At 76.2% G+C, this 23,556-nt stretch carries 20 protein-coding genes; 10 read left to right on the forward strand and 10 right to left on the reverse strand.

What is annotated here, in order from left to right; all coding sequences use genetic code 11:
• Positions 1-51: 51 nt before the first annotated feature.
• Positions 52-975: a matrixin family metalloprotease gene (locus tag WA616_RS19250; protein WP_336032437.1), complete on the reverse strand. Its 924-nt coding sequence runs from the start codon at positions 973-975 to the stop codon at positions 52-54.
• A 161-nt stretch (positions 976-1,136) separates the two neighbouring features.
• Positions 1,137-2,621 carry a CCA tRNA nucleotidyltransferase gene (locus WA616_RS19255; RefSeq protein WP_336032439.1) on the reverse strand — a complete coding sequence of 495 codons (1,485 nt, stop codon included), beginning with the start codon at positions 2,619-2,621 and terminating at the stop codon, positions 1,137-1,139.
• Positions 2,622-2,662: 41 nt separating this feature from the next.
• On the opposite strand from WA616_RS19255, the gene WA616_RS19260 reads away from it, so the two are divergent.
• From WA616_RS19260 to WA616_RS19300, 9 genes are all read left to right on the forward strand, one after another.
• Complete coding sequence (locus tag WA616_RS19260) at positions 2,663-3,139, forward strand: NUDIX hydrolase (RefSeq protein WP_073422062.1); 477 nt, start codon at positions 2,663-2,665, stop codon at positions 3,137-3,139.
• Positions 3,132-5,477: a DUF6049 family protein gene (locus WA616_RS19265; protein WP_336032442.1), complete on the forward strand. Its 2,346-nt coding sequence runs from the start codon at positions 3,132-3,134 to the stop codon at positions 5,475-5,477. The genes WA616_RS19260 and WA616_RS19265 overlap by 8 nt, the downstream gene beginning before the upstream one ends.
• Positions 5,474-7,579 (forward strand): murein biosynthesis integral membrane protein MurJ, encoded by a 2,106-nt coding sequence (murJ, locus tag WA616_RS19270; RefSeq protein ID WP_336032443.1) that lies wholly within the window; start codon positions 5,474-5,476, stop codon positions 7,577-7,579. The genes WA616_RS19265 and murJ overlap by 4 nt, the downstream gene beginning before the upstream one ends.
• A gap of 82 nt (positions 7,580-7,661) precedes the next feature.
• Positions 7,662-9,311: a protein kinase family protein gene (locus WA616_RS19275; RefSeq protein ID WP_336032445.1), complete on the forward strand. Its 1,650-nt coding sequence runs from the start codon at positions 7,662-7,664 to the stop codon at positions 9,309-9,311.
• Positions 9,312-9,431: 120 nt separating this feature from the next.
• Complete coding sequence (gene trxB / locus WA616_RS19280; RefSeq protein ID WP_073422234.1) at positions 9,432-10,442, forward strand: thioredoxin-disulfide reductase; 1,011 nt, start codon at positions 9,432-9,434, stop codon at positions 10,440-10,442.
• 117 nt (positions 10,443-10,559) lie between these two features.
• Entirely contained in the window at positions 10,560-10,886 is a 327-nt protein-coding gene (trxA, locus tag WA616_RS19285) for a thioredoxin (RefSeq protein ID WP_073422065.1), read from the forward strand.
• A 220-nt stretch (positions 10,887-11,106) separates the two neighbouring features.
• Positions 11,107-12,234, forward strand: a complete 1,128-nt coding sequence (locus tag WA616_RS19290; protein ID WP_336032447.1) for an N-acetylmuramoyl-L-alanine amidase — start codon at positions 11,107-11,109, stop codon at positions 12,232-12,234.
• Positions 12,235-12,325: 91 nt separating this feature from the next.
• Positions 12,326-13,726 carry an aminotransferase-like domain-containing protein gene (locus tag WA616_RS19295; protein WP_336032450.1) on the forward strand — a complete coding sequence of 467 codons (1,401 nt, stop codon included), beginning with the start codon at positions 12,326-12,328 and terminating at the stop codon, positions 13,724-13,726.
• 4 nt (positions 13,727-13,730) lie between these two features.
• Positions 13,731-14,729, forward strand: coding sequence for a D-alanine--D-alanine ligase family protein (locus WA616_RS19300; protein WP_336032452.1), 999 nt, complete (start codon positions 13,731-13,733; stop codon positions 14,727-14,729).
• Positions 14,730-14,785: 56 nt separating this feature from the next.
• On the opposite strand, the gene WA616_RS19305 is transcribed toward WA616_RS19300, so the two are convergent.
• The 8 genes from WA616_RS19305 to rpmH form a co-directional block, all read right to left on the reverse strand.
• A complete protein-coding gene (locus WA616_RS19305; RefSeq protein ID WP_336032455.1) occupies positions 14,786-15,844 on the reverse strand; it encodes a ParB/RepB/Spo0J family partition protein in 1,059 nt (352 codons plus the stop codon).
• Positions 15,841-16,962 carry a ParA family protein gene (locus WA616_RS19310; RefSeq protein ID WP_336032458.1) on the reverse strand — a complete coding sequence of 374 codons (1,122 nt, stop codon included), beginning with the start codon at positions 16,960-16,962 and terminating at the stop codon, positions 15,841-15,843. The genes WA616_RS19305 and WA616_RS19310 overlap by 4 nt, the downstream gene beginning before the upstream one ends.
• 87 nt (positions 16,963-17,049) lie before the next feature.
• The gene (gene rsmG, locus WA616_RS19315; RefSeq protein WP_336032461.1) at positions 17,050-17,721 is read right to left on the reverse strand and encodes a 16S rRNA (guanine(527)-N(7))-methyltransferase RsmG; all 672 of its coding nucleotides are present in this window, start codon (positions 17,719-17,721) and stop codon (positions 17,050-17,052) included.
• Positions 17,718-18,353 carry a Jag family protein gene (locus WA616_RS19320; protein ID WP_336032462.1) on the reverse strand — a complete coding sequence of 212 codons (636 nt, stop codon included), beginning with the start codon at positions 18,351-18,353 and terminating at the stop codon, positions 17,718-17,720. Before WA616_RS19320 ends, rsmG begins: the two co-directional genes overlap by 4 nt.
• A 115-nt stretch (positions 18,354-18,468) precedes the next feature.
• Positions 18,469-19,656 carry a membrane protein insertase YidC gene (gene yidC, locus WA616_RS19325; RefSeq protein ID WP_336032463.1) on the reverse strand — a complete coding sequence of 396 codons (1,188 nt, stop codon included), beginning with the start codon at positions 19,654-19,656 and terminating at the stop codon, positions 18,469-18,471.
• Positions 19,649-20,074: a membrane protein insertion efficiency factor YidD gene (yidD, locus tag WA616_RS24555; RefSeq protein ID WP_442902013.1), complete on the reverse strand. Its 426-nt coding sequence runs from the start codon at positions 20,072-20,074 to the stop codon at positions 19,649-19,651. The genes yidC and yidD overlap by 8 nt, the downstream gene beginning before the upstream one ends.
• The gene (gene rnpA / locus WA616_RS19335) at positions 20,071-20,472 is read right to left on the reverse strand and encodes a ribonuclease P protein component (protein WP_336032464.1); all 402 of its coding nucleotides are present in this window, start codon (positions 20,470-20,472) and stop codon (positions 20,071-20,073) included. The genes yidD and rnpA overlap by 4 nt, the downstream gene beginning before the upstream one ends.
• 1 nt (position 20,473) lies before the next feature.
• Positions 20,474-20,611 carry a 50S ribosomal protein L34 gene (rpmH, locus tag WA616_RS19340; protein WP_040338882.1) on the reverse strand — a complete coding sequence of 46 codons (138 nt, stop codon included), beginning with the start codon at positions 20,609-20,611 and terminating at the stop codon, positions 20,474-20,476.
• 683 nt (positions 20,612-21,294) lie between these two features.
• On the opposite strand from rpmH, the gene dnaA reads away from it, so the two are divergent.
• On the forward strand, positions 21,295-23,265 hold the full coding sequence (gene dnaA, locus WA616_RS19345; protein WP_336032467.1) for a chromosomal replication initiator protein DnaA: 1,971 nt from the start codon (positions 21,295-21,297) through the stop codon (positions 23,263-23,265).
• The last annotated feature ends 291 nt before the right edge of the window (positions 23,266-23,556 follow it).

Genomic DNA, 23,556 nt, shown 5'->3' on the forward strand with positions numbered 1-23,556 from the left:
CCTCCGCGGTACCGGCCGCGGCCGCCCCGCCACCCCCAGGGGGGAGCGCGGTCAGAGGTCGGGCTCGCAGGCCCCGCGGCCGAGGCGCGCCAGGCCGGCGCGGTCGCCGGGCCCGAGGGCGCGCTGGCCGTCGTTGTGCGCGTACATGAGCTCACCGGCGTCCTCGACGTGCCCGAGGCCCACCACGTGCGCGAGCTCGTGCACCAGCACCGCCGACACCGCGCCGCGCCCCTCCGGGGTGGCGGCCCGGTCGGCGGCCCAGTCGGCGTCGACGAGCACGCTGCCGGTGACGTAGACGGCGGGGCCGCCCGCGCGCACCGCGTCGCTGCCGCCGCGCGCGGCGATGCCCCCGCCGACGTCGGGGCTGGTGGCCGGCGGCTCGAAGGAGACCAGCACCGGTGCCCAGCGGTCGCCGTAGCGCGCCGGCTGGAAGGCGGGCCGGTCGCGGGTGACCCGCTCGTCGGTGCTGCCGTCGTGGACGAACGTCAGGCCGGTGGCCGCGGCGACCTCCGCGACGGCGCCGGCGACGAGCTCCTCGGCACCCGCGGGGGCGTCGTCGGGCCGGAGGACCCAGTGGACGGTGCGGCACGGGTCGTAGGCGACCGGGCTCGCGCCGTCGTCCTGGAGGCCCAGGTACTCCCAGGTGCCCGCGGCGGGGGCCGGGGGCGGGGTGCCGAGCGGGCCGGCCGACGCGCCGGCGCCGGGTGTCGGCCGGGTGCCGGCCGGGGCCGCCGCGACCGCGCCCTCGGGCAGTCGGAAGTCGTACCGGTCCGCACCCCGGGCGTCGCCGGCCTCCCGGCCGGCGAGCCAGAGCAGCAGCCCCAGGGCGAGGACCGCGGCGGTGACCTCGCGCACGCGGGAGCGGGGGAGGACGGGCCGGCGCAGACCCGGCGCCGGCGGCCACAGCGCGGCGGCGCCGCCCTCGGAGGGCCACGGCGGCCGGCGGGCGCGACCGTCCGGTCCCCCTGCGTGCACGCCTGCCCCCGTCCCGCGGTCCGGCGCTCCGTCCTACCGGCGCGCGACGGGCCGCGGGAGGGGTCGGGCAGGGGCCGTCACCCGGGCGGGGGAGGCACCCGGTCCGGGGCGGGGGGCTCAGCCGCGGCGTTGGAGGCGCTCAGGCCCGGGCGGGGAGGCGCTCAGGCCCGGGCGGCCCACCAGGCGCGCAGCTCCGCCTCGGCCTCGTCGGGGTCGAGCGGGCCGCGCTCGAGGCGCAGGTCCTTGAGGAACCGCCACGCCTCGCCGACCTCGCGGCCGGGGCCGATGCCCAGGATCTCCATGATCGCGTTGCCGTCGAGGTCCGGCCGCACCCGCGCGAGGTCCTCCGCCGCGGACAGCTCGGCGATCCGGTGCTCCAGCGAGTCGTAGGTGGCCGACAGCGCCGCCGCCCGGCGCCGGTTGCGCGTCGTGCAGTCCGAGCGCACCAGCTTGTGCAGCCGGGGCAGCAGGTCGCCGGCGTCGGTGACGTAGCGGCGCACCGCCGAGTCGGTCCACTCCCCACGGCCGTAGCCGTGGAACCGCAGGTGCAGGAACGTCAGCCGCGCGACCTGCTCCACGACCTCCTTGGGGTAGCGCAGCGCCGTCAGCCGCTTGCGGACCAGCTTGGCGCCGACCACCTCGTGGTGGTGGAAGGAGACCCGCCCGCGCGGCTCGTGCCGGCGGGTGGCCGGCTTGCCGATGTCGTGCAGCAGGGCCGCCAGGCGCAGCACCAGGTCCGGCGACGCCGCGTCCGGGTCCGCCCGCTCCAGCGCGATCGCCCGGTCGAGCACGGTCAGCGAGTGGGAGTAGACGTCCTTGTGCTGGTGGTGCTCGTCGATCTCCATCCGCAGCGCCGGGAGCTCCGGCAGGACGACGTCGGCCAGGCCGGAGGAGACGAACAGCTCCAGCGCCGCGCGGGGGGCGTCCTGCAGCAGCGTCTTGGACAGCTCGGCCTGCACCCGCTCGGGCGTGATGCGGGACAGCTGGCCCGACATGTCGGTGAGCGCCCCGACCACCTCGTCGACCGGGGTGAGCCCGAGCTGGGCGACGAAGCGCACCGCGCGCAGCATGCGCAGCGGGTCGTCGGCGAAGGAGTCCGACGCGCGGCCGGGCGTGCGCAGCCGCCGCGCGAGCAGGTCGCCGAGGCCGCCGAAGGGGTCGGTCACCGTGCGGTCGGGGCCCAGCGACACCGCCATCGCGTTGACGGTGAAGTCGCGGCGGGCCAGGTCGTCGGTCAGCGACGTCCCCCAGGCGACCTCGGGGTTGCGCGACTCGCGGTCGTAGCGGTCGGCGCGGAAGGTGGTGATCTCCAGCCGCGTGCCGCGGACCTCGGCGCCCACCGTGCCGAAGGCGATGCCCTGGTTCCACGTGGAACCCGCCCAGCCGCGCAGCAGGTGGAGCACCTGCTCGGGACGGGCGTCGGTGGTGACGTCGAGGTCGCCGTCGGGGAGGCTCGCGCCGGCGCCGGCGGCCAGCAGCGCGTCGCGCACCGACCCGCCGACGAGGTGCGCCTCGAAGCCCGCCGCGGCGAACCGCTCGCCGAGCTCGACCAGCACGGGGGACACGTCGACCAGCGCGCGCACGGTCTCCTGGACCGCCGGCGGAACGGGCTCGGCGGCCGGACGACTCTGGGGCTCTCCGGACACGACGAGCCAGGGTAGGCGACGTCTCGCGCTACCCTCCTGGCATGGCAGGGACCGGCGGACGAGGGCGCCCCGGGCGCCGTCTGCGCCGGGTCGACGAGACCTCCGCGGGGGGCCTCGTGGTCGCCGACGACGGCGTCTCCGGCCCCCGCGCCGCGCTGATCGGCCGCACCGACCGCCGCGGCCGCCTGCTGTGGTCGCTGCCCAAGGGCCACATCGAGGAGGGCGAGACCCCGGAGGACACCGCCGTCCGGGAGGTCGCCGAGGAGACCGGGATCATCGGCGAGGTCCTCGCCCCGCTCGGGATCATCGACTTCTGGTTCGTGGCCGAGGGCCGGCGCGTGCACAAGACGGTCCACCACTTCCTGCTGCGCGCCATCGGTGGCGCCCTGTCCGACGCCGACGTCGAGGTGACCGAGGTCGCCTGGGTGCCCCTCGACGAGCTGAGCGGCCGGCTGGCCTACGCCGACGAGCGGGCGCTGGTCGAACGCGCGCCGGCACTGCTCGCCGACAGTGCGTGACCCCTCGCGCGAGGTCCGTCCCAGGCACGAGACGCCCGCGGCCGGGACCGGCCGGCGCCGGGGGACCGCGACGCGCTGCCCCCGCACGGGTCTCGGTGCCGGCCTGACCGCGGCGCTGCTCGCCCTCCCGCTGCTCGCCCTCCCCCCGGCGGCCCTGCCGCAGGCCGCCGCCACCCCGGCCCCGCCCGCGGCACCGGCGGCCCCGGCGCCCGCGACCGACCCCGAGCGCCCGGTGACCGTGTCGCTCACCCGCTTCGACCCGCGCACGGTCGCGCCCGGCGGCACGGTCACGCTGGCCGGCACGCTGACCAACACCGGCACCGAGGCGCTCAGCGACCTCGGCGTGCGGCTGCAGCGCGGCGCGGTGGTCACCAGCCGGGCCGACCTGCTGGCCAACGACGCCGACCCCGACCCGGCCACCGCCGTCACGGCCCCGTTCCAGCCCCTCGACGGCGTCCTCGAGCCCGGCGGCACCCTGTCGTTCACCTACACGGCCACCACCGCCGACCTGCAGCTCGACCGCGACGGCGTCTACCCGGTGCTGCTGAACGTCAACGGCACCGACCCCGAGGGCGAGCCGTCGCGGGTCGGCGAGATCGCCACCTCCGTGGTGCAGCAGACCGTCGCCCCCGCGGCCGCGACGTCGGTGGCCTGGCTGTGGCCGCTGGTCGAGCGCACCCACCGCGACGCCTCCGGCGGGTTCGTCGACGACGGCCTCACCGCGCTGGTGTCCGAGAACGGCCGGCTCGACCGGGCGCTCGCCGTCCTCGAGCGGCTGCCCACAGTGCTCGCCCCGGGCGCGCCGGACGCCGCCCCGGTCGCCCCCGTGACCGTCGCCGTCGACCCCGCGTTGGTCGAGGAGCTCTCGCTCATGGCCGAGGGCCCCTACGACGTCGCCGGCGAGGAGGGCGCGGGCACCGGCACCGAGGCCGCCGCCGCGTGGCTGGAGCGGCTGCGCACCGTGGCCGCCGACCATCCCGTGCTCGCCCTGTCCTACGGCGACGTCGACGCCGACGCGCTGGTGGCCGCGGGGCTGCCCGGCGCGGTCGCGCGCAGCCTGCCCGCGGGGCCCGACACCACCGGGGACTCGACCGCCGACGACGAGACCGCCCCCGGCCCGGCCGGCGCGGCGCTGCTCGCCGAGGTGCTGGGCGTGACCCCGCGCACCGACCTCGCCTGGGCCGCCGGGGGCTCGCTGCGCGCCGACACCCTCGGCACGCTGCGCGACGGCGGCGTCGAACGGGTCGTCGTCGCCTCCAGCGCGCTGTCCGGCGGGGAGGCGGTGCTCGGGACCACCGGCGACGGCGCGGCCGCCCGCACCACCGTGCCCGGCGCGGACGGCCCCGTGGAGGCGCTCGCGGCCGACAGCGGCCTGTCCGCCGTCGTCGGCGCGGCCGGCAGCACCGCCGGCGGCCCGCGGGTGGCCGAGCAGCGCTACCTGGCCGAGCTGGTGCTGCTCTCCCAGCAGCCGGTCGCCGACCCCGCCGGGCAGTCGGTGCTGGTGGCCCCGCCGCGCGACGTCGACCCCGAGCCCGAGGCGGTCGCCGCGATGATCGCCGACACCGCGCTGCCGGGGCTGCGGCCGGCCTCGCTCGCCGACCTGGCCGCCGGCCCGGTCGCCGAGGCCGGGGAGCCGGTGCAGCCCGCCGAGGCCGCGGCGCTCGACCCCGAGGGCCTGGCCGACCTCGCCGGCGCCGAGGGCGTGCGCGACGACCTCGCCGGCGCCGTCGTCGGCGACCCCGCCGAGGCGCTGGCCCCCTACGACCGCGCGCTGTCCCGGACCGCCTCGGCGTCCTGGCGCGACGAGCCGGCCGCCTTCCGCACCGCCGCCGCCGACCTGCGCGACACCCTGGGCGACCTGCGCGGGCGCGTCACGCTGCTCGCCCCGGCCGACGGCACCTACAGCCTCGCCTCCAGCGACGCGCCGCTCGTGCTCACCGTGCAGAACGACCTGCCCTTCGCCGTCCGCGTCGAGGTCGAGGCCCGCACCCGCGACAACGTCGGCCTGACCATCGGCGACCTCGGGCCCCAGGAGATCGCCCCCGGGGAGCGGACGACGCTGGAGGTGCCCACCGAGGTCCGCCAGTCCGGTCGCTTCGCCGTCACCGCCGGTCTCACCACGCCCGACGGCGGCCCGCTCGGCGAGGACGTCGCCATCCAGGTGCGCAGCACCGCCTACGGGACCATCTCGCTGTCGATCACGATCGGCGCGGCGGCGCTGCTCGGGCTGCTCTTCCTGCGCCGCGGTGTGCTGTTCCTGCGCCGCCGCGGCCGTCCCGACGACGACGCGGGCCTGCCCGAGGGCGCGGCCTTCCCGCCGAGCCGGAGCCCCGTGTGACCGGCCACCCCCGCAGCGACGAGGACGCCCCGGCCCAGCGGCCGCTGCCGCCGGTGCCGCCGTCGGTGGGCTCCCGCGGGCGCGGGCGCCCGCTGCCCCCGCCGCCCTATCCCGTCGCCCCGCCGCCGGAGTCGCGGCTGCCCGCGCCGCCGCGGCCGGTCCCGCCCGTCCCGCCGCCGGCCCGCCCGCGGCCCGAGGCGTCCCCCCGACCGGAGGCGTCCCCGCGACCGGAGGCGTCCCCCCGCCCGCCGGTCCCCCCGCCGTCGACGTCGCGGCCGCCGCGGCCGCCCGCGGCGACACCCCCCTCGACGCCCCCCGACGCCGGCCCCGCGCGGCGGCCCGACCGGCCGCTGCCCCCGGTGCCCCCGCCGGTGCGCCGCCGCTTCATCCCGGCCGACGAGACGCAGGTCATCCCGATCCTGCAGCTCCCGCCGGTGCCGTCGGCGCCCGGCGAGACCGAGGAGGAGGCCCAGCAGCGCGAGGGCGCCCCCGGCGGCAGCCGCGGCATCCTCCGCGCGGCCGGGACGATGGCGGTGGCCACGCTGGTCTCCCGCATCACCGGCCTGCTGCGCACGATGGTGCTCACCGCCGTCCTCGGCGTCGGGCTGGTCGGCGACGCCTACACGACGGCGAACACGCTGCCCAACATCGTCTACGAGCTGCTGCTCGGCGGGGTGCTCACCTCGGTGATCGTGCCGCTGCTGGTGCACGCGCAGGAACGCGACCGCGACGGCGGCGTCGCCTACGCGCAGCGGCTGTCGACCCTCGCGATCGCCGGGCTGGTCGTGGTCACCGCGGTCGCGGTCGCCGTCGCGCCGCTGCTCACCGCCCTGTACGGCATCCAGGAGGACCCCGAGCAGGTCCGGCTGGCCAACTGGCTGGCGCGGATCCTGCTGGTGGAGATCGTCTTCTACGGCGTCGGAGCGCTGGCGCAGGCGATCCTCAACTCCCGCGGCGTCTACGGCCCGCCCGCCTGGGCACCGGTGCTCAACAACGTCGTCGTCATCGCCACCGGCGTGCTGTTCGTGCTGTCCGCCGGCCCCGGCGACCTGGAGCCCGCGACGATCACCGCCGGGCAGGTGTGGCTGCTCGGCGGCGGCACGCTGCTCGGCATCGCCGTCCAGGCGCTGGTCCTCGTGCCGCTGCTGGGGCGCGCCGGGGTCCCGCTGCGCCCGCGCTGGGGGCTGCGCCAGACGGGCCTGCGCGAGGCCGGGAGCCTCGGCGTGTGGGTCGTCGTCTACGTGGCGGTCAGCCAGATCGGCGTCATCGTGGCCACCCGGGTGGCCAACGCCGCCGGCCGCGACGGCGGGCTGGGCAACTTCGCCTTCCAGAACGCGAGCCTGCTGTTCCAGATGCCCTACGGGATCATCGGCGTCGCGCTGCTGACGGCGCTGGTGCCGCGGATGAGCCGCGCCGCCGCCCGCTCCGACGTGCCCGGCGTCGTCCGCGACCTCGCGCTGGGCACCCGCCTGTCGGCGCTCGGCCTGCTGCCGGTCAGCGCGGCGCTCACCGTGCTCGGCCCGCCGCTCGCGGTGGTCGCCTTCGGCCGCGGCAACACCGGCCTCGAGGACGCCCGTGCCATCGGGCTGGCCCTCGCGATCGGCGCGTTCGGGCTGCTGCCGATGGCCGTGACGCTGCTGCAGCTGCGCGTCTTCTACGCCATGAAGGACGCCCGCACGCCCACGCTGATCCAGGTGGGCATGGTCGCCGTCCGGGTGCCGCTGCTGCTGCTCGTGCCGGCCGTCGTCGGGCCCGAGCACGTCGTGGCCGGGCTGATGCTCGCCACCAGCGCCACCTACCTCGCCGGCTGGGCGTTCGGGCACGTCGCGCTGCGCCGCCACCTGGGCGGCACGGGCACCGGCGGAACCCTCGGCCCGGTGCTGCGGATGGTGCTCGCGGCCGTGGTCGCGGGCCTGCTCGGCCGGCTCGTCGTCGGGGTGACCGACGACGCGTTCGGGACCTCGGTGGGGGGCTCGCTCGGCACCCTCGTGATCGGTACGGTTGTCGTCGGAGTCACGGCCCTCGCCGGCTTCGCGCTCGCCCGTGTCCCGGAGCTCCGGGAGCCCCTCGCCGCCGTCCGCGCGCGGCTGGGGCGTGGGTGAGCGCCGGGGTGGCGGGGTACGGGACACCGGTGCCGGGGCGGCGTGCCTCCGGCGGGGAGCAGACAGGGGGTCGGCAGCGTCCGTGACGTCGACGATCACCGGGCTCCCCGACCGCTACCGCCCGCTCGACGAGATCGGTCCCGAGGAGCGCACCGACAGCGGGGTCATCCACAGCTGGCGGGCCAAGGACCGGATCCTCAACCGCGACGTCGCCATCCGCGTGCACGTCCCCGGCGGCCCGTCCGCCCGGGCGTGGATCGCGCGGGCGCTCACCGCCGGCGGCCTGGCCACCCCCGCCCTGGCGATGGTCTACGACGCCTCGGAGGGCACCGGCGGGGAGGCGGGCGTCGCCTACGTCGTCAACGAGTGGATCGACGGCCAGACCCTCGCCGAGCGGCTCGAGTCCGGGCCGATGGACGAGCGCCAGGCCCGCACCGTGCTGCGCCGGCTGGCCGAGGGCGTCGCCGAGGCGCACCGCGTCGGCCTGGCCGTGGGCGGCCTGGGCCCCGAGACCGTCGTGCTGCGCCCCAACGGGCTGGTCGGCCTGCGCGCCGTGCCGGCCGCCGCCGGCAGCGTGCAGGAGGACATCGCCGCGCTCGGCGCCCTGCTCGAGTACTGCCTCACCGGCCGCACCTCCGAGGGGCCCGGCCCCGCGCCGGTCATCGCCGCGCCCGACCTCGCCGCCCTGGTCCGCCGCGCCCGCTCCACCGAGCCGGGCGCGCGGCTGGCCAGCGCCGCCGCCATGGCCGCGCTGCTCGCCGAGCGTCCCCGCTCGCACTCCTCGGTCCCCGTCCGCGACCGCGACGAGAGCGACAGCGGCTGGCTGCGCCGGCTGCGCGAGCACCGGGAGGCCGAGCAGTCCGGCGCCCGGCCCGACGCCACCCAGGCGGTCGCCCCGGTCGGCGGCGCGCCGCACCGGTTCGTCCCCGGCACGCTGCCCCCGGTGCCGCCCGCCCCCGCGCCGCAGCAGGCCGAGCCCCAGCACGCCGAGTCCGAGGACGCCTGGCTCGAGGACGACCGTCGCGACGACGTCTGGGACGACGACGTCCTGGCCGGCGACGACCACGACGACGAGGACGACGAGCCGCGCTCGAGCACCTCCCGCCGGCTGCTGGTCATCGGCCTGCCGCTGGCCGCGCTGGTCGTCGTCGTGCTGCTGGCGCTGTGGGTGGGCAACAACCTGCTGTCGGTGTCCGGTGAGGTCGACTCGCCCGGGACCACGCCCCCGGCCCCGACCAGCAGCGCGCCCGCCGAGGACAGCGCCGCCCCCACCTCCGCCGCGGCGGGCCCGGTCACCCTCGCCGGCGGCGCGGTGTTCGACCCCTTCGGCGACGGCGAGCCCGAGAACGACGACGAGGTCCCCGCCTCCTTCGACGGCGACCCGGCCACCACCTGGTCCACCCTGAACTACCGGGGCTCGGCCGACTTCGGCAACCTCAAGCCCGGCGTCGGCGTCGTCTACGACCTCGGCTCGGCCCAGGCCGTCGGCGGTGTGACCCTCACGACCAGCACCCCCGGCATCGTCGTCGAGGTGCGCACCGGCGACGCCCCGGACGGCGAGCTCGACTCGTTCGCGGTCGCCGCCGCCGGCACCGTCGACGGCACCGCCGAGCTGGCCTTCGAGGAGCCGGTGACCACGCAGTACGTGCTGGTCTGGGTGACCGGCCTGGTGCCCGCCGAGGACGGCTTCGCGGGCACGCTCGCCGAGGTCGCCGTCACCCCCGCCGGCTGACCACGGCCTGACCACGGCCTGACCACGGCCTGACCACGGCTTGACCGCCGGGCGCCGCCACGCGGCCGCCGGCGGCCCTCCGGCGGGAATCCCGCCCTACGATGCCGCGTTGTGCCGCACGTGACCGATCCCCAGCCCACCCCCGGCCCCGCCACGACGACCGAGATCACCTCTCCGGTCATCCCGCCGGCGGAGCACGACGGCGTCCGTGACCTGATCATCATCGGGTCGGGCCCTGCCGGGTACACCGCGGCCATCTATGCCGCGCGGGCCAACCTGCACCCGCTGGTCTTCGAGGGCTCTCAGTTCGGCGGCGCCCTCATGACGACCACCGAGGTCGAGAACTTCCCCGGCTTCGCCGAGGGCATCCAGGGCCCGCAGCTGATGGACGACATGCGCACCCAGGCCGAGCGCTTCGGCGCCGAGCTGGTCGCCCGCGACGTCACCGAGGTCGACCTGAACGCCACGCCGAAGGTCGTGAAGGTCGGCGACGAGGTGCACCGGGCGCACGCGGTCATCGTCGCCACCGGCTCCAAGTACCGGTACCTGGGCCTGGACAACGAGCAGCGGCTGCTCGGCCGCGGCGTGTCGGCCTGTGCCACCTGCGACGGGTTCTTCTTCCGCGACCAGGACATCGTGGTCGTCGGCGGCGGCGACTCGGCGATGGAGGAGGCCACCTTCCTCACCCGCTTCGCCAAGAGCGTGACCGTCGTGCACCGCCGCGAGGAGCTGCGCGCCTCGAAGATCATGCAGAAGCGCGCCCAGGACAACGAGAAGATCCGCTGGGCCCTCGGCAAGCAGGTCACCGACGTCCTCGGCGAGCAGACCGTCTCCGCCGTGCAGCTCACCGACGTCGCCAGCGGCAGCACCGAGGAGCTCCCGGTGTCGGGCCTGTTCGTCGCCATCGGCCACGACCCGCGCAGCGAGCTGTTCGCGGGCCAGCTCAAGCTCGACGACGAGGGCTACGTGCAGGTGGAGCACCCCAGCACCCGCACCAACATCGACGGCGTGTTCGCGTGCGGCGACGTCGTCGACCACGTCTACCGGCAGGCGATCACCTCGGCCGGCACCGGCGCGGCGGCGGCCATCGACGCCGAGCGCTGGCTGGCCGAGACCTTCGACGAGCGCTGATCCCCCCGGCGCCCGCCCGCAGCGGGCGCCGGTCCTCCGCGGGCATACCGCACCCCCTCCGCGGGTTATCCACCGCGGAGGCCCACCGGACCTCGACCGACCAGAGGGAGAACGACCATGGCAGGCAACACCGTGACGGTGACCGACGCGAGCTTCGCGAGCGACGTGCTGGGCAGCGACAAGCCCGTGCTCGTCGACTTCTGGGCGGAGTGGTGCGGGCCGTGCAAGATGGTCGCCCCGGTGCTGGAGGAGATCGCCCGCGAGCACGGCGAGAAGCTGACCATCGCCAAGCTCAACATCGACGAGAACCCCCAGATCGCCCGCGACTACCAGGTGATGTCGATCCCGACGATGACCGTCTTCCAGGGCGGCAAGCCGGTGAAGAGCATCATCGGCGCCAAGCCGAAGGGCGCCATTCTCTCGGACCTCGCCGACTACATCTGAGCCGGCGCGCGGTCTGACGAAGGACCTCCCTGCCCCCCACCGCTCGCACGCTCGCGGCGGGCCCCTGCAGGGAAGCCGTTCCAGACGGTCCCCAGGGCCCCGCTCGTCCAACCGGACGGGCGGGGCCCTCGGCGTCCGCGGCGCGCGCGGGGCCACCCCCGGCGGGCCGGATGGTGTCGCGCACGGGACAATCGAGGGCACGATGGGTAGCGAGAGCAGCATGGAGCCGCTGGGTCCGGGCAGCACCGGACCGGTGGTGGCCGACGTCCGGGCGGCGCTGCGCAGCCTCGGGCTGCTGGCGGTCGACGCCGCGGCCGGCGAGAGCGTCGGCGAGGAGTACGACCCCGCCACCGAGCTCGCCGTCCGGCACTTCCAGCAGGTGCGCGGGCTCTCGGTCGACGGCCGCGTGGGCGAGGAGACCTACCGGGCGCTGTCGGAGGCGCGCTGGTCGCTGGGCGACCGGCTGCTGCACCACGACCCCGAGCGCCCGATGCGCGGCGACGACGTCACCAACCTGCAGGAGCGGCTGCTCGAGCTCGGCTACGACGCCGGCCGCGCCGACGGCATCTTCGGCCGCGAGACCGAGACCGGGCTGCGCGCGTTCCAGCGCGACTACGGCCTGACCGCCGACGGCACCTGCGGCCCCGGGACGCTGCGCGCGCTCCGCCAGCTCGGCCGCAAGGTCACCGGCGGCCGTCCCCAGCTGCTGCGGCAGAGCGCGAACTTCGTCGACAGCGGGCCGCACCTCATCGGCCGGCGGATCGTCGTCGACCCGGGGCACGGTGGCGCCGACACCGGCTTCACCGCCGGGGAGACCACCGAGGCGGACCTGGTGCTCGACCTCGCCAGCCGGATCGAGGGGCGCCTGGCCGCCGCCGGCGCGACCGTCTACCTCACCCGCGGCCGCGACCAGAACCCGACGGCGGAGCAGCGGACGGCGTTCGCCAACGACGCCCGCGCCGACCTGTTCATCTCCCTGCACATGGACGCCCACGGCTCCGAGCACGCCCGCGGGGTGGCCAGCTACTACTACGGCACCGGCTCCGGCACGTCGTCGACGGTGGGGGAGCGGTTCGCCGACCTGGCCCGCCGCGAGATGGTCGCCCGCACCGGCATGCTGGACCTCGGCGGGCACCCCAAGACGTGGGACCTGCTGCGCTGGACCCGCATGCCCGCCGTCCGCCTCGACTGCGGCTACCTGTCCCACCCGGTCGACCGGCTGCTGCTGCTCGACGCGCGGCTGCGCGGCACGGTCGCCTCGGCGGTGCTCGCCGCCGTCCAGCGGCTCTTCCTCCCGGCGGAGGCCGACCCGCCCACCGGCACGTTCGTGCTGCCCCAGAAGGTGTGAAGGGTGGGGCGCATGTCGCCCCAGGTGTGAGGGGTCCGTCTCACCCGCCGTGTCGGGGAGGCGGACCGGTGCCCGTCCCTACACTCGGTCCGTGGCCTCCACCCCGCCGTCGCACGGCCAGCCGCACCGCACCCCGCCGCAGCAGCACGGGCACGTCATCCCGCGTCACCCGCGGCTGGACCCCCTCGCCGACCGGTACGCAGCCCGCACCCACGGCATGAAGACCTCGGAGATCCGCGCGCTGTTCTCCGTCGTCAGCCGGCCCGAGGTGGTCTCGCTGGCCGGCGGGATGCCCGCGGTCACCGCACTCCCGCTCGACGCCGTCGGCTCGATGATCGGCGAGCTGGTCAGCGGCATGGGCGCGCAGACGCTGCAGTACGGCTCCGGCCAGGGCGACCCGCGGCTGCGCGAGCGCATCTGCGACGTCATGGCGCTCGAGGGCATCACCGACGCCTCGCCCAGCGAGGTCGTGGTGACCGTCGGCTCGCAGCAGGGCCTCGACCTCGTCACCCGCGTCTTCTGCGACCCGGGCGACGTCATCCTCGCCGAGGGCCCCTCCTACGTCGGCGCGCTCGGCGTCTTCCAGGCCGCCGAGGCCCGCGTGCGGCACGTGCCCATGGACGACGACGGGCTGATCCCGGAGGCGCTGGAGCAGGCGCTCATCGAGTGCCGCGCCAATGGCGACCGGGTCAAGTTCCTCTACACGGTGCCCAACTACCACAACCCCGGCGGCGTCACGCTGTCCGAGCCGCGGCGCCAGGCGATCGTCGACATCGCCGACCGCTACGACCTGCTGGTGATCGAGGACAACCCCTACGGCCTGCTCGGCTTCGACCGCGAGCCGATGCGCGCGCTGCGGGCCCGCGACGCCCAGCGGGTCATCTACCTCGGCTCGTTCTCCAAGACCTTCTCGCCGGGCCTGCGCGTGGGCTGGGTGCTCGCGCCGCTCGCCGTCCGCGAGAAGCTCGTGCTGGCCACCGAGGCGCAGGTGCTCTGCCCGCCGTCGCTGACCCAGTACGCCGTCGCCCGGTACCTCGACACCCAGCCGTGGCGCGAGCAGATCAAGCTGTTCACCGAGCTCTACCGGGAGCGGCGCGACGCCACCCTGGAGTCCCTCGACGCGCTCATGCCGCCCGGCACCACCTGGACCCGCCCCGACGGCGGCTTCTACGTGTGGCTGAAGCTCCCGAACGGCCTGGACAGCAAGCTCATGCAGCCGCGCGCGGTGAACGCCCACGTCGCCTACGTGCCGGGCATCGGCTTCTACGCCGACGGCTCGGGCCGCGAGTACATGCGGTTGTCCTACTGCTACCCCGAGCCCGACCAGATCCGCGAGGGCGTGCGCCGCCTGGCCCGGGTCATCGAGGCCGAGCTGGACCTGCACTCCACCTTCGACGCCGTCGACACCGGCACCTTCCGCGCGGTCGGTCGGCCCACGCACACCGCGGAGACCATCGTCGGACCCGCCACCAGCGACCGGATCGAGGACTGAGCACGTGACCGAGCCCGCCCCGTCCCCCGTGGCCGAGCGCCCGGCCGAGGAGACGCCGCTGCGCGCCGTCGTCCTCGCCGGCGGCCTGACCTTCGAGCGCGAGGTCAGCCTGTCCTCGGGCACCCAGGTGGTCGAGGAGCTCGCGCGCGTCGGCGTCGACGCCGAGCTGCGCGACGCCGACGCCGAGCTGCTTCCCGGCCTCGCCGCGGCACCGGCCGACGCGGTCTTCGTCGCCCTGCACGGCGCCACCGGCGAGGACGGCGCCCTGCGCGCGGTCCTCGACCTGGCCGGCGTCCCCTACGTCGGCTCCCCGGCCGCGGCCTGCCGCCTGGCCTGGGACAAGCCCGCCGCCAAGTCGGTGGTCCGCACCGCCGGCGTGACGACGCCGGACTGGGTGGCCCTGCCGCACTCGACGTTCCGCGAGCTCGGCGCCGGCGCCGTCCTCGACCTGATCGTCGCCCGCCTCGGGCTGCCGCTGATGGTCAAGCCCGCCTCCGGCGGCTCCGCGCTCGGCGCCCAGAAGGTCTCGCGGGTGGAGGACCTGCCCGCGGCCATGGTCAGCTGCTTCGCCTACGGCGACACGGTGCTCGTCGAGCGGTTCGTCGACGGCGTCGAGGTGGCGCTGTCGGTCGTCGACCTGGGGGAGGGGCCCGAGGCGCTGCCGGCGGTGGAGATCGCCCCGGAGTCCGGCGTCTTCGACTACACCGCGCGGTACACGCCCGGCCTCACGGAGTACCACGCGCCCGCCCGGCTCGCGGACGACGTCGCGGCCCGCGCGGCGCAGCTCGCCGTCCGGGTGCACGAGGCGCTGGGCCTGGCCGACCTGTCCCGCACCGACGCGATCGTCTCGCCCGACGGCGAGGTCCACTTCCTCGAGGTGAACGTCTCCCCGGGCCTGACCGAGACGTCGATGTTCCCGATGGCCGTCGAGGCCGCCGGGCACGACCTCGGCGAGGTCCTGGCCCGGCTGCTCACCCGCCGGGCCCGCGCCCAGCGCCCCTGAGACCGGGAACGACAGCGCCCGGGTTCCGTCCGTGACGGAACCCGGGCGCTGTCGTCTCAGGCGTCCTCGTCGTCCTCGCGGCGGCCGGTGATGTCCGGCGCCATCTGGCCGATGATGCGCTGCAGGTCGTCGACCGAGCCGAACTCGACGACGATGCGCCCCTTCGCCCGGCCGATCTGGATCTTGACCTTGGTCTCGAAGACGTCGGACAGCCGGCCTGCGAGGTCCTCGACGCCGGGCGCGCTGATCCGGCGGGCGCGCCGGCGCGAGGTCGGCTGCTCGGCGGCGGCGAGGGCGACCGCCTCCTCCGTCGCCCGCACCGACAGCCCCTCGGCGACGATCCGGCCGGCGAGCGCCTCCTGCGCCTCGGCGTCGCCCAGCCCGAGCAGCGCCCGCGCGTGGCCGGCCGAGATGACGCCGGCGGCCACCCGGGTCTGCACCTTCACCGGCAGCTTGAGCAGCCGGATGGTGTTCGTGACCTGCGAGCGGCTGCGGCCGATGCGCTGGGCCAGCTCCTCGTGGGTGGCGCCGAACTCCTCCAGCAGCTGCTGGTAGGCCGCGGCCTCCTCGAGCGGGTTGAGCTGGACCCGGTGGATGTTCTCCAGCAGGGCGTCGCGCAGCAGCGCGTCGTCCTCGGTGTCACGGACGATCGCCGGCACCGTCTCGAGCTCCGCGGCGCGGGCGGCCCGCAGCCGCCGCTCGCCCATGATGAGCTCGTAGCCGCCGCCGGAGTCGCTGCCGCGCTCGCGGACGACGATCGGCTGCAGCAGGCCGAACTCGCGCACCGAGTAGGTGAGCTCCTCCAGCGCCTCGTCGTCGAAGACCTGGCGGGGCTGGCGGGGGTTGGGGACGACGTCGGTGACGGCCACCTCGCGCAGTTGCGCGCCGGGCACCCCGACGGCCGCCTCGGCCTGGGCGGCGACGGTCGCCGCGGCCTGCGCGGCGGGGGGCAGGAGGGTGACCGGGGAGCCCGCCGTCGTCCCACCCGTCTCCGGGGCCCCACCCGCCTCGGGGGCGGGCGCGGTCTCGGTCTGGGGCAGCGTCGGCTGCTCGACCGGGGGAGCGGTGGGGATGAGCGCCGCCAGGCCCCGGCCCAGGCCGCCACGCTTGCTCATCGGGTCTCCTCGGAGGTGGGGACGGGCAGGACGCCGGCGTCGGACTCGGGGAAGGCGCGCGTGAGCGCGCCCGACGGCGGGCCCGAGGACGGCCGGATGGCCGGCATCGGCGCGGTGGCCGGGGCCGGCGGGGGAGGCGGCGGGCCCATCGGCCGGGGGTCGCGCTCCGGCTGCAGGTGCACGCCGCGCTCGGCGAGCTCGCGGGCGGCCTCGACGTAGCTGGTCGACCCGCGCGAGCCCGGGTCGTAGGTGAGCACCGACTGCCCGTAGCCCGGCGCCTCGGACACCCGGACGTTGCGCGGGATGACCGTCGTCAGCACCAGGTCGCCGAAGTGGCTGCGGACCTCCTCCGCGACCTGGTCGGCGAGCTTGGTCCGGGCGTCGTACATCGTCAGCAGGATGGTGCGGACGGCGATCCCCGGGTTGAGGTGCGCCCGCACCAGCTCGATGTTGTTGAGCAGCTGGCCGAGGCCCTCCAGCGCGTAGTACTCGCACTGGATGGGGATGAGCACCTCGTCGCCGGCCACGAGCGCGTTCAGCGTCAGCAGGCCGAGCGACGGCGGGCAGTCGATGAGGACGTAGTGCGGCCGCTGGTCCTCCGGCAGGCCCTGGATGTAGCCCTCGATGGCCCGGCGCAGGCGGTACTCGCGGGCGACGACGGACACGAGCTCGATCTCCGCGCCCGCCAGGTCGATCGTCGCGGGGACGCAGCGCAGCAGCGGGCTCGCCGTCGTGGGGTGCACGACGTCGGCCAGCGAGCTGTCGCCGACGAGCGCGTCGTAGATCGACGGCGTCCCGACGGTGTGCTCGACGCCGAGCGCCGTGCTGGTGTTGCCCTGCGGGTCGAGGTCGATGACCAGCGCCCGCAGGCCGAACAGCGCCAGCGCGACGCCGAGGTTGACCGTCGAGGTGGTCTTGCCGACGCCACCCTTCTGGTTGGCGACCGTGATGACCCGGATGCGGCCCGGCGGCGGGAACGGCTCCTGGTCGGCGGCGTGCAGCACGCGGGTGGCCCGCATCGCCTCCATCGCGATGGGGCTGTCGAACTCCGCGCCGCCGGAACTGGCCGACGAGTCGGCCGCGAGGCTGCTCCGCAGCCGCTGGCCCGGGTCGGTCATCGGGGGTCCTCCCTGCCGTCCCGTTTCACGTGGAACGGGTACGGGTTGCTCTGTGCGTTCCACGTGGAACGCGGCGTAGCCGAGCGGTCACCGCATGCCGCGCGTCATGACCACCACGGTAGTGGCAGCGTCCCCGAGCCCGGCACCGACAGCCCGCGCGTGGATGTCGCGCATCCCGGCGGCGGTCAGCTGCGGGAGCATCGCCGGCAGCTCCTCGACCGCGCGGGCGCCGACCAGGGCCACCAGCCGGGCGCCGGGGCGCAGCAGGCCCCGGCACCAGCCGACCAGCCGGGGGAGCGCCGCGACCGCGCGGGCGGTGACGACGTCGACCGGCCCCACCGCGGTGACCACCGAGCGCTCCTCGGCGCGGCCGCGGACCACCCGCCAGCCGGTGCCGAGCTCGGCGACGACCTCCTCGAGGAACTCCACCCGCCGCGCCATCGGCTCGACGAGGGCGAGCGAGAGGTCGGGCCGGGCCAGCGCCAGCGGGATGCCGGGCAGGCCTGCCCCGCTGCCGACGTCGACCACCCGGGCGCCGTCGGGGACGGCCTCGGCCACCGCGGCGCTGTTGAGGACGTGCCGCTCCCACAGCCGCGGCACCTCCCGCGGCCCGATCAGGCCGCGGGTGACGCCGTCGGAGGCCAGCCGGGCGACGTAGCGCTCGGCGTCGGGCAGCGCCGCCCCGAAGACGTCGCGCGCGACGGGCGGGGCCGGTGGGGCGGACGGGGCGCCGGCCGCCTGCTCGGAGGGGCCGCTCACCGCTCCGGCAGGACCACGACGCGGCGGGCGGGCTCCTCGCCCTCGGACTCGCTGCGGACGCCGGCCACGCCGGCGATGACGTCGTGGACGACCTTGCGCTCGAAGGGGTTCATCGGCGACAGCCGCTCGGGCTGCCCGCTGCCGGCCACCCGCGCGGCCGTGTCGGCGGCCATGGAGGTGAGGTCGGCGCGCCGCTTCGCGCGGTAGCCGCCGACGTCGAGCATGAGCCGGCTGCGGACGCCGGTGGCCTGGGCGACGGCGAGGCGGGTGAGCTCCTGCAGCGCCTCGAGCACCGCGCCGTCGGAGCCGACGAGGTCGTCGAGCTCGCCGCCGACGATGGCCACCGAGGCGCGGTCGCCCTCCACGTCGAGGTCGATGTCGCCGTCGACGTCGAGGATGTCGAGCAGCCGCTCGAGGTAGTCGCCGGCCACGTCGCCCTCGCGGACGAGCAGGTCGGTGCCGCGGGGGGCCACGCCCTCGACGGCCGGCTCGAGCGCGGCGTCGGCGCCGGTCTCGTCGGTGTCGGGGAGCTCGACGTCGGTGACCGGGCCGGTGGCCGGGCTCAGGACGGCGCCGGCGGTGACCTCGGCGGTCGTGGCGGTGTCGCCGGCGGGCTGGTGCGGAACGCTCACGGAGGGACCTCCAGTCGGTGCGGGCAGCCGGGCGTACCCGGGGGTCAGGAGCCGGCCGGCGCCGTCGCGGGGACGGCGGCTCGGGGCCGGCGGGTGCGTCCGCGGGACGCAGGGGTCAGCGGCGCTTCTTCTTCCCGCCGGTGCCGGCCGCGCGGCCGTGCGGCGGGCGGCCGGGGCGGTTGCCCCTGCCGACGCCGTTGGCCGACGCGCCGCCGGAGCCGCCGGAGCCGTTGCCCGACCTGCCCGACGCGGTCGCGCCCCCGGCGCCGGTGCCGTTCGCGGGCGTGCCGTTCGCGGTCGTGCCGTCCGCCGGGCTCACGGCGGGCGTGCCACCGGCCGTCGCGCCGCCGGTGGCCGCGCCCGTGGCGCCGTCGGTGCCGTCGCCGTCCTTGGTCAGGGCGACGCCGGGGGTGGCGGGGCGGCCGCTCCTGCCGGGACGGACCGGCTTGGCGCCGGGCTTGGGGGCGAGCGTCTTCGGGTCGATCGCCGGCTTGTCGGCGGCGGCCTTGGCGAGCGCGGCGGGGGAACCGGGCGGGGGCAGCTTGCGCAGGATGAAGAACTGCTGGCCCAGCGTCCACAGGTTGTTGGTCATCCAGTAGAGCAGGACGCCGATCGGGAAGAAGAAGCCCGTGACGAAGAGGCTGATCGGCATGCCGTAGAGCAGCAGCTTCTGCACCATCGCGGCCTGGCCCTCGACCGGGCCGGAGCGCGCCATGATCTGCTTCTGCGTGATGTACGTGGTGACGCACATGATCACCATGAGGATCAGTGCGACGGTGCGGATGCCGCCCTGGGAGACACCGGGCAGGGCGAGGATGTCGGTGGCCTTCTGCCCCGTCATGTTGAACGACGAGGAGATCGGCGCGCCGAACAGCTCGGCCCGCGCCGCCTGGTCGGTGAGTTCGTCGGACCAGCTGTAGAGGCCGTCGGCGCCCGGACGCAGCCGGCGCAGGACGTGGAACAGCGACAGGAAGACCGGGATCTGCGGCAGGATCGGCAGGCAGCCGGCCAGCGGGTTGACCCCGCGCTCCTTCTGCAGCGCCATCATCGCCTGGCTGAAGCCCTGGCGGTCGGCGCCGTACTGCTTGCGCAGCTTCTGGATCTCCGGCTGGATCTCCTGCATCGCCCGCTGGCTCTTGACCTGCTTGACGAACAGCGGGAACAGGATCAGGCGCACGGTGACGACGAGGAACACGATCGACAGCGCCCAGGTGATGCCGGCGGCCGGGTCGAGGAACGTCGAGAACACCGAGTGCCACGTCTTCATGACGAAGGCGATCGCGGTGTACAGCCAGTCAAGCAACGCCAGCCTCCTGCTGCGGGGTCCGGCGGTCAGCCGGCGGGGTCTCGGGGGCGGGGCGACGGGCGCCGTCGGCGGCGGGCGCGGCGGGAACCGGTCCCGCGGGCGTCGCTGTCATCGACGTGCGGCCGTCGCCGCCGGTTCCGGCGGTCGCCCGCCCGGCGCGGGGCGCCGGGACCGGGTCGAAGCCACCGGGGTGCCAGGGTGCGCACTTCAGCAGCCGCCGCAGCGCCAGCCACGACCCGCGGGCGGCGCCGTGGACGGCGACCGCCTCGGCGGCGTAGGCGCTGCAGGTGGGTGCGAAGCGGCAGCGGGGCGGCAGGGCCGGGCTGATCGCCCGGGAGTAGAAGCCGATCGCCGCGAGCAGTGCGCGGGCGACCGGGCCGCGACCACGGGGTCCGGGCCCCGCTCCGCCGATCACGACCGCGTCCGCTCGCGCAGCAGCCGGTCGAGGCCCGCGGCGAGGTCGCGGCGCAGCGCCGCCGAGTCGGCGGTGCCGGCCTCGGGCCGCGCGCGGACGACGAGGTCGGCGGTGTCGGGCAGGCGGGACAGCTCCTCGCGGACCGCCGCGCGCAGGCGCCGGGTCACGCGGTGACGGACCACGGAGTTGCCCACCGCCCTGCCCACGACGAAGCCGGCCCGGGGGCCGGCCGGTGCGGCCGGACCGTCCCCGGACACGTCAGGACCCCCGGCCGCACTGGCCGGGGGTCGGACGGGGAGGTAGTGGAGCACCATGGTCGGCCGACCGGCCCGCCGGCCGGACCGGACGACCGCGGTGAACTCCGGACGCCGGCGCAGGCGGGCCTGCGCGGGCAGCACCTCAGGCGGAGAGCTTCTCGCGACCCTTGCGGCGGCGGCCGGCGAGGATCGCGCGGCCCGCGCGGGTGCGCATCCGCAGCCGGAAGCCGTGGGTCTTGGACCGCCGGCGGTTGTTCGGCTGGAAGGTGCGCTTGCTCACGGGGAACTCCTACGGCAGGACGTCGGTGGTGCGGACCCGCCGGTGGGCAGGCACGCTGCGGGGTACGGGGCGGGACGGCACTGGCCGCTCCGCGCGACCCCGGAGGCTGGTCTCCGGGCACCCCGACGGGTACACGGACTCCGCCCATCATAACCAGGGCGGCGGGGAGGACGGCCAGGACCGGTGACGGCCCCTCCGGCCGGGCGCCCGGCACGGGACCCGGCCGGGGACCGGGCCCGGTGTGACCGCTCAGGCTGCACCCCCGGGGCGGACGGTTGGTGGCGACGCGCCGACCGGGAGGGGACGACACGCCGAACGACACGCACGTCGGCGGCCACCGGGGCACCCGGACGTCGTTGCCCGGCTGTGGACGGGGCTGTTAGCGTCGCCGTCGCTCCGGTCCGGGTGACCTGCCCGGCACGGGGGCCGACCACCCGGTCGCCCTGACCGCCGTCCGCCTCGAGCCGTATCACGACCTCCCTCCCGATCAGCGACGACGCCGGGACCGACCCGCCAGCGGCGAGTCGACAAGGCGCCGTGTCGCCGGTCGTGCACAGCCTGTGGACACTCGTGTGGATCCCGTGTGTCCGGACGTCCACACCCGGGCGCCGCGGCACCGGGGACCCGGGACGCGCGGGACGGTCGGACCACGGGGACAGCACCAGCTTGGGGAGGACACGGTCATGGCCGATGCCACGGAGGACCTGGCGGAGGTCTGGGACTCGGTCCGCGAGCGGCTGGCCACGAGCCTGACCCGTCAGCAGAACGCGATGCTCAACCTGACCCGGCCGGTGGGCCTCGTCGGGGGCACCGCCGTGCTGGCCGCCCCCAACGAGTTCACCCAGACCGTCCTCGAGTCCCGCATGCGCCGCGTGCTGGCCGAGGCGCTGTCCGAGCAGCTCGGCCGCGACATCGGCGTCGCCATCCAGCTGGAGGACGCCCCCGCCGGCGCTGCCGAGCCCGAGGCCCCGACCCGCCGGCCGTGGACGCCGCCGGTCCCCGAGCCGACCGACGAGGACCGGGAGCGGGCCGACGACGGCCGCAGCGCCTTCGGTGTCCGCAGCGACGCCCGCCCGCTGGAGCGCGCGCCCCTCGACGGCGCCCCCGGCTACGACGACCGTCCCGGCTACGACGACCGCCCCGCCTTCGACGACCGCCCCTTCGACGACCGCCCCTTCGACGGCGCCCGGGCCGAGCTGCCGCGCGGGCGGGAGGACGTCCGGTACCCCGACGAGCGCTTCGGCGACGGCCGGTACCCCGACGACCGCCGCGCCGAGGATCGTCGCGCCGACGAGCGCCGTGCGGACGACCGCCGTGGCGACGACCGCTACGCCGACGCCGCCCGCTACGAGACGGCACGGCCGGCCGACCCCCGTGCGGCCGAGCCGTCCGCCGACGGCGCGGGGGAGTGGGGCGGCACCGACTGGAGCCCCGCGGTGCGCGGCCGCGGTCGCCGGCGCGGCGTCCGGCCGGGGGAGGGCGCCGAGGTGCTGCCCTTCGACCTCGGCGACGACGCCCCGCCCGCCGACGAGCCCGAGGGCCGGCGCGACCGGGGCCCGGCGCGGTCCGGGGGCGGCGCGGTGCCGCTGTTCGGCGACCGCCGTCCCCCGGCGGGCCTGGACCCGGGCCTGAACCCCAAGTACGTCTTCGACAGTTTCGTCATCGGCAACAGCAACCGGTTCGCGCACGCCGCGGCGGTCGCCGTCGCCGAGGCCCCGGCGCGGGCCTACAACCCGCTGTTCGTCTACGGCGACTCCGGGCTGGGGAAGACGCACCTGCTGCACGCGATCGGCCACTACGCGGCGCGGATGTTCCCCAACGTGCGGGTGCGCTACGTCAGCACCGAGGAGTTCACGAACGAGTTCATCAACCTGGTGCACTCCGGCCGGGCCGAGGACTTCCGCCGTCGCTACCGCGACATCGACTTCCTGCTCATCGACGACATCCAGTTCCTGGAGCGCGCCGAGCGGACGCAGGAGGAGTTCTTCCACACCTTCAACACGCTCCACAACGCGAGCAAGCAGATCGTCATCACCTCCGACCGGGCGCCGAAGAAGCTGACGACGCTGGAGGACCGGCTGCGGACCCGCTTCGAGTGGGGCCTGATCACCGACGTCCAGGCGCCCGACCTCGAGACCCGCATCGCGATCCTGCGCAAGAAGGCCTACGGCGAGCGCCTGCAGGTGCCCGATCCGGTGCTGGAGTTCATCGCCAGCAAGGTGCAGACCAACATCCGCGAGCTCGAGGGCGCGCTGATCCGGGTCACCGCCTTCGCCAGCCTCAACAAGCAGCAGGTCGACCTGCCGCTGGCCGAGCTGGTGCTCAAGGACCTGATCAGCGACGAGCAGGGCCCGCAGATCACCGCGGCGATCATCATGGCGGCGACCGCGGAGTACTTCTCCGTGACGATGGAGGAGCTGCAGGGCGCCAACCGCAGCCGCACGCTGGTCAACGCCCGCCAGATCGCCATGTACCTGTGCCGGGAGCTCACCGAGCTGTCCCTGCCGCGGATCGGCGCGTCCTTCGGCGGCAAGGACCACACCACGGTCATGCACGCGGTCAAGAAGATCACCAACCTGATGAGCGAGCGCCGGGCCACCTACACCCAGGTGACCGAGCTGACCGCCCGCATCAAGAGCCGCGCCCGCCAGTAGCCGGCGCCCGGCCCGCGCCGTCCCGCCGGCACGGAGGGATCCCGCGCCGGGATGTCCACAGCCGGAGGACGGGGACCGGGGGTCCGGGCGGCCCCCTCCGGCTCCCGTCGTCCCGCGGCTGACGGGCGGTGACCGGCCTCCCGGCTGTCGACATCGCGCCGAGTTGTCCCCAGGGATGTGCACACCCTGGGGAGATCGTGATCGGCGTGTGACCCCGCCGTCGCGAGCGGCCCGGCACGGGGTGCCGTCCCCAGGGAACTCCCCAGTGTGTGTACGGAGCCCCTCGCTCCC

Origin of the sequence: Geodermatophilus sp. FMUSA9-8, from assembly GCF_037034165.1 — a bacterium.
Classification (GTDB): Bacteria; Actinomycetota; Actinomycetes; order Mycobacteriales; family Geodermatophilaceae; genus Geodermatophilus; species Geodermatophilus nigrescens.